Source organism: Streptomyces ossamyceticus (genome assembly GCF_001418475.1).
Taxonomy (GTDB): domain Bacteria; phylum Actinomycetota; class Actinomycetes; order Streptomycetales; family Streptomycetaceae; genus Streptomyces; species Streptomyces ossamyceticus.
In genome coordinates, this window is record NZ_LIQX01000654.1 from 1 (window position 1) to 8,709 (window position 8,709).

9 protein-coding genes are annotated in these 8,709 nt (G+C 74.0%); 6 read left to right on the top strand and 3 right to left on the bottom strand.

Features of this window, described 5'->3' with window-relative positions; all coding sequences use genetic code 11:
• From mmuM to AOK15_RS35855, 4 genes are all read left to right on the top strand, one after another.
• A partial coding sequence (gene mmuM / locus AOK15_RS35840) for a homocysteine S-methyltransferase (protein WP_079058901.1) occupies positions 1-567 on the top strand: 567 nt, incomplete at its 5' end.
• Between the two features lie 283 nt (positions 568-850).
• Positions 851-1,642, top strand: coding sequence for a class I SAM-dependent methyltransferase (locus AOK15_RS35845; protein WP_055522616.1), 792 nt, complete (start codon positions 851-853; stop codon positions 1,640-1,642).
• A gap of 43 nt (positions 1,643-1,685) precedes the next feature.
• Positions 1,686-2,720, top strand: coding sequence for an AraC-like ligand-binding domain-containing protein (locus tag AOK15_RS35850; RefSeq protein WP_055522619.1), 1,035 nt, complete (start codon positions 1,686-1,688; stop codon positions 2,718-2,720).
• Between the two features lie 255 nt (positions 2,721-2,975).
• Positions 2,976-4,334 carry an NAD(P)/FAD-dependent oxidoreductase gene (locus AOK15_RS35855; protein ID WP_055522620.1) on the top strand — a complete coding sequence of 453 codons (1,359 nt, stop codon included), beginning with the start codon at positions 2,976-2,978 and terminating at the stop codon, positions 4,332-4,334.
• Between the two features lie 67 nt (positions 4,335-4,401).
• Here AOK15_RS35855 and AOK15_RS35860 read toward each other — a convergent pair whose 3' ends face one another.
• Entirely contained in the window at positions 4,402-5,901 is a 1,500-nt protein-coding gene (locus AOK15_RS35860) for a cryptochrome/photolyase family protein (protein WP_055522622.1), read from the bottom strand.
• Between the two features lie 206 nt (positions 5,902-6,107).
• Here AOK15_RS35860 and AOK15_RS35865 point away from each other — a divergent pair, with 206 nt between their 5' ends.
• A complete protein-coding gene (locus AOK15_RS35865) occupies positions 6,108-6,674 on the top strand; it encodes a DUF4383 domain-containing protein (protein ID WP_055522624.1) in 567 nt (188 codons plus the stop codon).
• Positions 6,675-6,959: 285 nt separating this feature from the next.
• Positions 6,960-7,439 (top strand): hypothetical protein, encoded by a 480-nt coding sequence (locus tag AOK15_RS35870; RefSeq protein ID WP_240508750.1) that lies wholly within the window; start codon positions 6,960-6,962, stop codon positions 7,437-7,439.
• A gap of 76 nt (positions 7,440-7,515) precedes the next feature.
• Here the strand turns inward: AOK15_RS35870 and AOK15_RS35875 are convergent, their stop codons facing one another.
• On the bottom strand, positions 7,516-7,725 hold the full coding sequence (locus AOK15_RS35875; protein ID WP_055522628.1) for a hypothetical protein: 210 nt from the start codon (positions 7,723-7,725) through the stop codon (positions 7,516-7,518).
• A gap of 156 nt (positions 7,726-7,881) precedes the next feature.
• Positions 7,882-8,709 (bottom strand): B12-binding domain-containing protein (locus AOK15_RS35880; protein WP_107099592.1); only part of this gene is annotated, 828 nt, incomplete at its 5' end.

Sequence of the window (8,709 nt, forward strand, 5' to 3'; positions counted from 1 at the left end):
GCGGCCTCGGTCGGCCCGTACGGGGCGATGCTCGCGGACGGCTCCGAGTACCGGGGGCGGTACGGGCTGAGCGTCGCCGAGCTGGAGCGGTTCCACCGGCCGCGACTGGAGGTGCTGGCCGCCGCCGCGCCGGACGTCCTCGCCCTGGAGACGGTGCCCGACGCCGACGAGGCCGAGGCGCTGCTGCGGGCCGTGCGCGGGCTCGGGGTGCCGGCGTGGCTGTCGTACACCGTGGCCGGGGAGCGGACGCGGGCCGGGCAGCCGCTGGAGGAGGCGTTCGCCCTGGCCGCCGACGCCGAGGAGGTCGTCGCGGTGGGCGTGAACTGCTGCGCCCCGGAGGACGTCGACGCGGCGGTGGCGACGGCGGCCCGGGTCACCGGCAAGCCGGTGGTGGTCTACCCGAACAGCGGCGAGGCCTGGGACGCGTCCGCACGGAAGTGGACCGGCCGGTCCCGGTTCACCGCGGCGGAGGTCGAGGGCTGGCGAGCCGGCGGTGCCCGGCTGATCGGGGGATGCTGCCGGGTGGGGCCGGAGGCGATCTCGGCGATCGCGGAGGTGCTGACCTGACGCCGCCGGTGAGCCTCCCGCACCTCCCTCGCGCTCGACCTCGTCGAGGACCTGGAGGCAGCGCTCTCGGAGTACCCGGGCGCGGTGGTCGCGGTCTCGCACGACCACGGCTTCCGCGCACGGTTCCGGGGCGAACGGCTGAATCTGCGCGACGGCCACCGCCACTGACCCCCACGGGGATCCAGCTGGGGCGGCGAGTGGGGGTCCCCTCTCCGGGGGAGCGTGCGAAGCCTCGCGAGGCGGACAGGAACGGGAAGGAGAGGACACGGCCTAACCTCGGTTCATGTCCAAGACCTCGGTGGCGCGCTTCTACGACGAACTGGCCGACGACTACCACCTGATCTACGCGGACTGGGAGGCGAGCGTCCGCCGCCAGGGGGAGGCGCTGGACGCCCAGTTGGGGCGGGAGCGGGCGGTGGTGCTGGACTGTTCGTGCGGCATCGGCACCCAGGCCGTCGGGCTGGCGCTGCGCGGGCATCGTGTCGTCGGGACCGATCTCAGTGCCCGGGCCGCTGCCCGCGCCGCCCGTGAGGGCACCCGTCGGTCGGTGCCGCTGGTCACCGCCGCCGCCGACATGCGGCGCCTGCCGTTCGCCGACGCCGGGTTCGACGCGGTGGTCTGCGCCGACAACTCCCTGCCCCATCTCCTGACGGAGCCGGACGTCCGTACCGCCCTGACGGAGATGCGGCGCGTGCTGCGCCCGGGCGGCCGACTGCTGCTCAGCACACGCCCCTACGACGAACTCCTGCGGGAGCGGCCCTCGTCGACGCCTCCCCAGGTGCACCCGCCGGAGGGCGGCGGACAGCGGACAATCACCTTCCAGCTGTGGCACTGGCACGACGACGGGGAGCGGTACGACCTGGAGCACTTCCAACTCCTCCCGGCGGACGGGGAATGGCGCGTCGAGGTCCGCCGGACCACGTACTGGGCGCTGCGCTCCGACCGGCTGGCCGGCCTCGTGTCCGACGCGGGCTTCGAGGACGTCCGTTGGCGGACACCCCGGGAGACGGGGTTCTTCCAGCCGCTCCTCACCGCGTGCGCGGACGCGGGCCGTTCGGCGTACGCCGGCGGCTGAGGGCCCGCTCCGCCGGTTCGGGGACCTGTGATTGACTGCGGCGATGTTGCCAGAGTCGGTGTTCCGCTCCCTGGATCTGCCTCCGGGTGACCGGTTCGACGCGTGGACGGAACGCATGGGCCGCACGCATGCTCCGCTGGACCTGTCCAGTGACCGCGCGGCGGACTACCGCGTGCACCAGCGGCTGATCGGTCTGGGCGACGTGACGGTGTGGCCGGCGACGTTCGACTCGCTGGTCTTCCGTCGGACGCCGAAGCTCGTCCGCCAGTCCGACCCCGAGGCCTACCACCTGTCCCTGCTGCTGCGCGGGGAGGGCAGGGCCACCTGGGGCAGACAGGAGGTCACGTACCGGCTCAGCGACATCCACGTCAACAGTTCGTCGCGGTCGTGGGACGTCTTCACCGGCTCCGACCCGGTGACCATCGTCGGCGTGGAGATCCCCCGGTCCCTGGTGGCGCTGCCCGCGAGCCGGGCCGATCAGGCGGTGGGGCGGCCGATATCGGGCCGTGAGGGGGTCGGCGCGCTGCTGTCGCAGTTCCTGGTGAACCTGACCGCGGACACCGGCCCGTACCAGCCGCAGGACGCCCCCCGGCTGGGCACCGTCGTCGCCGACCTGGTCACCGCCGCCTTCGCCCACACACTGGACGCCGACCCGCTGATGCCGGCGGAGGCCTACGACCGCACGCTGATGCTGCGGATCAAGGCGTTCGTCCGCCGGCATCTCGCGGACCCGGAACTGACCCCCGCCGCGATCGCCGCCGCCCACCACATCTCCCGCAGCCGTCTGTACGCCCTCTTCCGCGCCGAGGGCGTCGGTGTCGCCGCGCACATCCGCGACCAGCGGCTGGAGCACGCCCACCGCGACCTCGGCGACCCGGCGCTGCGCACCGAGCCCATCCATTCCATCGCCGCCCGCTGGGGCTTCCCCCGCCCCGCCGACTTCACCCGCGCCTTCCGCACCGCCTACGGCATGCCGCCCAGCGAACTCCGCGCGGCCACGACGCCCCAGGCCGCGGGCGGGGCCCCTGCGGGCCCCACCACGGACGGGGCCGCTGCGGGCCGTCCTCCGCGGTCCTAGGCGACTCCTTCATCAGCCCGGCCTTCATCAGCCCGGCCTTCATCGCCCCGGCCGTCATCTCCCGGCCCCGTCACCGGCATGCCGCTGCCGGCCAGCTCCCTCGCGCGGTCGGCTCCCTCGCGAAGGCGCAGGGGGACCGGCCCGACCCGTCCGGCCCAGTGCGCGGGTCGGACGCATCCGTGGACCGGTCCCGCGCGGAACACTCCGGTGAAGGAGCGGCACGGGGCCGCGCCGGCGGACGGGAGAGGTGGTCGAGTGTCCTCAGCCCCTGACACGAGGAACGCGACGGACTCGACGGACGTGCTGGTCGTAGGGGCCGGTGTCGCCGGGCTCGCGTGCGCCCGGGATCTGCTGGCGGCCGGTGTGGGGGTACGGGTGCTGGAGGCCGGTGACGCGGTCGGCGGCCGGATGCGTGCGGACCGGGTCGAGGGGTTCGTGGTGGACCGCGGGTTCCAGGTCGTCAACACCTCCTACCCGCAGCTACGGCGCCGCCTCACCCTGGGAGACCTGAGGCTGCGGCCCTTCACACCCGGCGTCCTCGTCCAGGGCCCCTCCGGCCGCCTGCGCTTCAGCGACCCCACCCGCCGCCCCCGCACGCTGCCCGACCTGCTGCCGGGCCGCCTCGCCGGGCACCGTGACCTGGCCGCTCTCGGTGTACTGTCCGCCCGCGCCATGCTGTCCCCGCCCGGCCGGCTCAAGCGGCGCGCGGACACCACCACCCGTACGGCGCTCGCGGACGCCGGGTTCTCCGAGGCGTTCGTCGAGGGCTTCTTCCGCCCCTTCCTGTCGGGGATCTTCCTGGAGGACGACCTGGAGACCTCCGCCCGGATGTTCCACCTGGTGTGGCGGAGCATGCTGCGCGGCACGCTGTGCCTGCCCACCGAGGGCGTCGGAGCGGTCCCGCGGGCGCTCGCGGCCGCACTGCCGCCGGGCACCGTGCGGCTGGAGAGCCCCGTGGCGGGGCTGACGGACGACGGGGTGCTGACGGCCGAGGGCCGGGAGATCCCCGCCCGCTCGGTCGTGGTCGCCACCGGCCCCGGCTCCGTCCCCGGACTGCTGCCGGAGGTCGCCCTGCCCGACTACCGGACCGTGACGACGTACTACCACGTCGCCCCGCGGTCCCCCCTCGGCGAGCCGACCCTCCTCGTGGACACCCGGCGCCGCTTCCTGAACACCTGTGTCCTCAGCGATGTCGCGCCCGAGTACGCCCCACCCGGCCACGCCCTCGTCGCCACGTCGGTCCTCGACGAGGGCGAAGCGGGCCGGGAAAGCGGGGAGGAGAGGGCGGGCCGAGGAGACCAGGAGATTCGGGAGAGCCTGGAAGGACGGGAAGGACGGGAAGGACGGGAGGGCCTGGCAGGACGGGAAGGGCAGGTGCGGGCGGCGGTCGGTGAGGCGTACGGCACCGGCACGGACGGCTGGACCCTGCTGGCCGTGCGCCGCGTCGAGGACGCACTGCCCGCCATGCCTCCGCCGCAGCCACTGACCCGCACCGCGCGCGTGGCACCGGGCCGCTACGTGTGCGGCGACCACCGCGCCACCGGCTCCGTCCAGGGCGCCCTGGCCTCCGGCGCACGGGCCGCACGCGAGGTCCTGAGCGACCTGCGGGGCTGAGGGAAGTGCGGGGGTGGGGGATGCGCGAGGTTCCGGGACGCGCGAGGCCGGCTGTGGTCGCCGGGCGTCAGGGTGGGGTGTCGCCGCGGCCGGCTTCCCGGTGGAGTACCTCGTCCAGGTCCGCCAGGCGGTCCAGCCCGCGGACCGGCCGTACCATCCGGGGGTTGCGCTCCAGGCGGGCCCGGTGCCGGTGCAGGAAGGTCCAGTAGCCGGTGGTGAACGGGCAGGCCCGGTCGCCGGTCCGCTCGCCCGGCCGGTAGACGCATCCACCGCACAGATCGCTCATCCGGTTCACGTACGAGCCGCCGGACGTGTACGGCTTGGTCGTCATGCGGCCGCCGTCGGCGTACTGCGACATGCCGACGACATTGGGGACCATCACCCAGTCGTAGCCGTCGACGAAGCTGCGGTGGAACCAGTCCGTCACCGCCAGTGGGTCCCAGCCGCGTTGCAGGGCGTGGCTGCCCAGCAGCATCAGCCGGGGGATGTGGTGCGTCCATCCGGTGTCCCGCACCTGGGCCAGCACCGTGGCCAGGCAGCGCGCCCGCACCGCGTCCGCGTCCAGCTCCAGGAACCATCCGGGGAGCGGCTCGTGGTGCCGCAGGGCGTTGCGGTGGCGGTAGTCCTCGCCGAAGTACCAGTAGAGCTGCCAGACGTACTCGCGCCAGCCGGCGACCTGGCGGACGAATCCCTCCACGCTGTTGACCGGGGCGCGCCCCGCCCGCCACGCGTCCTCGGCGCGCTTCACGCACTCCGCCGGGTCGAGCAGGCCGAGGTTGAGGGAGGACGAGAGCAGGCTGTGGCTCATCACCGGGTCCCCCGCCAGCATCGCGTCCTCGTGCGGGCCGAAGCCGGCCAGGCGGTGCTCGACGAAGCGGCGCAGCGCGGCCAGCGCCTCACGCCGGGTGGCGGGGAACAGGCGGGGGCCGTCCCGGCCGACGAAGGCGACGGAGCCCTCGCGTTCCCAGCGGTCGAGGTCGCGGCGCACCTCGTCGTCGATCTCGTCCTCCGTCGGGCGGTAGGGCGGCGGGGCGCCCAGGGTGCGCGCCCCCTTCGGCGGGGGCTCGCGGTTGTCGTGGTCGTGGTTCCACCGGTCGCCCGCAGGTCGGTCACCGTCCATCAGCAGGTCGTGCGAGCGCCGCACCCACCGGTAGAAGTCCTCCTGCCGCAGCCGCTGTCCGCCGTGCCCGTCGGCCCAGGCACGGAAGTCGTCGTGCGCGACGAGGAACCCGCGCGCGGGCAGCACGGTCACCGACTCCCGTGACTCCAGTGACCGCACCAACCGCAGGGCCGCGTACGACGTGGGGTGACGCACCGTCACCGGGCCGTCCCCGACCGCCTCGCGCAGCCCCTCCCGGTAGGTCTCGGCGCGGACGTAGCGGACCCGGTCACCGAGTTCGGCGGCGCGGTGGCGCATCGCCGACAGCACGAGGTGGGCCTTGGCCCGGTGGAAGCGGCGGCGCCCGAAGACCGAGCGGGCCTCGATCATCACCACGGGCGTCTCGGAACGCCCCGTCAGGAAGTGCGGCCCGAGCTGGTCGCCGAACAGCCAGTGGGGGACCGCCATACCAACGTCTCCTCTTCTCCGGGGCCCCGGAGGGCCGGGGCCCGCACGGGAAACCACCGGTGTTTCCGGCGCGGGCCGTCCCCCGGACGCGCCCGGAAGACACTGCAACCGTATGCCCCATATCAGAGGAAATGGTGGCGTAGGACGGTCAGGTGCCGCCCCGCCGTGGGACGGGCCCCTTCCGGCCGCAGAGGAGAGGACACGTCATGAGGCTTCGCGATGAACTCCCCGTCGACCACCGGCTGGCCCGGGTGTACCGGTACGGGGCCGGTCTGTGCGGTGTCATCCTGCTGGTCTTCGGCTGTCTGGGCTTCGCGGACCAGCTCACCCCCTTCGACACGGACGGAACCCGGATCTCCGGGATGTCCACCAACGGGGTGCTCAGTCTGATCTCGGTCGTCGTGGGCCTCGCCCTGGTCGGCGGTGCCCTGGTCGGCGGCAACTTCGCGTCCACGCTCAACATGACGGTCGGCGCGCTGTTCCTGCTCAGCGGCTTCCTCCACCTCTTCATCCTGGACCGCCCCGCCAACGTCCTGGACTTCGGCATGTCGAACGTCATGTTCAGCTTCGCGATGGGGCTGCTCATCGCCTGCTTCGGCATGTACGGCCGCGTGTCGAGCAAGCTGCCCCACGACAACCCCTACTGGCGACGCCGCCACCCCCGCGAGGCGGCCCGTGAGGCCCTGGCCGCCCGCCGCCGCGCGAGCCGGGCGGCACTCACCCCCGGTCAGGCTCCCGCGCCCACGCCCGTCCTCCTGCGTTCCCAGGACTGAGCCCCGGACCGGCAGGCGTTACCGTGCTCCGATGTCGTACCGACTCGACGCCGCCGTCAGTGACTTCGACCGCATGCGGCGCTGGGCCGAAGGGGTGACGGGTGCGGTGGTCGCCCCGCTCGCGCAACGCCTGGGGCTGCTGCCGCTCACCGCCGAGTTCCGCGATGACCTGCCACGCCTCCTGCGTGACCTGTCGCGGGGCGGACCGGTGGCCCATGTGGAAGCGGACTTCTGGGGCGGCGACGGGGATCAGACCGCCGCCCTGTGGCGCGCGGGCGTACGGGAATGGGGCCGGTACACACCTCGGACTTCAGCGGTCCGCGGGAGAACTGGCCGATCAACGCGGCGCTCGCTCTGCTCGGCGTGGTGCCTGCCCGCCCCGGCGCGCCCGACCACCGCGATCTGTTCGCGGAGGTGGGCCTCGGCCGAGGGCGGGACGAGGAGGACTGGCGCCGGGCCGCGCTGGAGGCGTACGACGCGGACGACTACGACGCGTGGCACGCCGGAGAGCGAGCCAGGCGCGAGGCCGGGGAGCGCGCCGCAGCCGAGCGAGCCGCCCGTGAACGGCTGCCCGGCATCCCCGTCCCCCTCGACGGCAAGGAGATCATCGCCCTGCTCGGCATACCCCAGGGCCGCACGGTAGGTGCGGCCATCCGCCACCTCCAGCAACTCCACATCGACCACGGCCCCGTCTCCCGTGAGGAAGCCGAGGCCGCGCTGTGCGCCTGGGCGGCGGAGCGGGGCGTCTCCGCACGGCCGCGCTGAGACCACCGTCCGGGTCGGAGGCGGGCCCGCTCGACGCTCGGCTCCCTGAGCCGTCCGGCTCGCAGAACCGGTCGGCTCACAGGGTGATCATGCGGACGAGGAAGAACGCGGCGAACAGCAGAGCACCGAGCGCGATCAGGAACAGCCACAGGTGCGGATGCTCCCAGACGCCGCCGTCCGGTCGTTCCTGGTGGGCCTCGGCCGTCGAGCCCTCGGCGGCGGGGGTCTCCTCGGGCAAAGGCAGCTGCTCACTCCGGACGCCCGTCTCATGCAGCTTCTTGACCATGATGAGCACTCCTCTGAGGAAGGGAGGATCTCATTCGGGGATCTCATTCGGGCATCCCATTCGGGGATGTATCGCACCTTTGCTTCCGCACCGGGAGCGGCTCCGGATGCGGGCGCGCCGAGTGTGTGCCGACGGCCGCACGGACGCCGGCGCGGATCACACGGACTCCTGCACCTGTCCCTGGTCCGCCGTCTGGGTGTCCTCGCCGGTGCGGCCGACCGTCGTCATGATCCGGACGGCGTCGGTCAGTCCGAAGGGGCGCAGGAGGTCGGGATCCGAGCGCAGGCCCCATCCGGGGCCGCACAGCAGGACGTGGCTGCGGGTGCGGGCGCCGTGGATGCCCCAGCGGATCGCCGCGAGGTGCCGGGCGAGAGGAAGGTCCGCGGTGCTCCGGGACTGCGACCACAGGGCAACGGCGGCCGGGGCGACCCGCCGCACCGTGGCCTCCAGCGCCTCGACCGGCACCGAGCACCCCAGCATCAGCACGCGCCGGCCGCGCTCCGCAAGTACGGCGGTGAGCGCCTCCAGCGGGAGGGTGTGCTGTTCGCCCGGCAGGCACGCCAGCAGGACGGGGCGGGTGTCGACGGCCCTGTTCCGGGCCGCGGCGCGCGCGTAGGCGTGGCGGAGGGCCACCGAGATGTGCCAGGACAGCAGGTGCTCCACTTCCACGTACCGGTCCTCGGAGGACTCCCATCTGCGCCCCACGTACCGCAGCGTCGGGATGAGGACCTCCTCCCACGCGGCCATCAGCCCGTACGACTCCACGGTCGCCGTGATCTGCTCCTGCACGGCCTCGGCGTCCATACGGACCGCCGCCCGGGCCAGCCCTCGGCCCCGTCGGCGCGCGTCCTCCTCGGAGGGCGGGTCGACGGAGGCCGCGCCCACGGGGGCCGCCGGGTGCACCGGGGCCGCGTCCACGGGCGTCGCGTCCCTCGGGGTCCACGGCTCACCGACCGGTGCGAGGGGACGGGGAGGCGGGCCCGC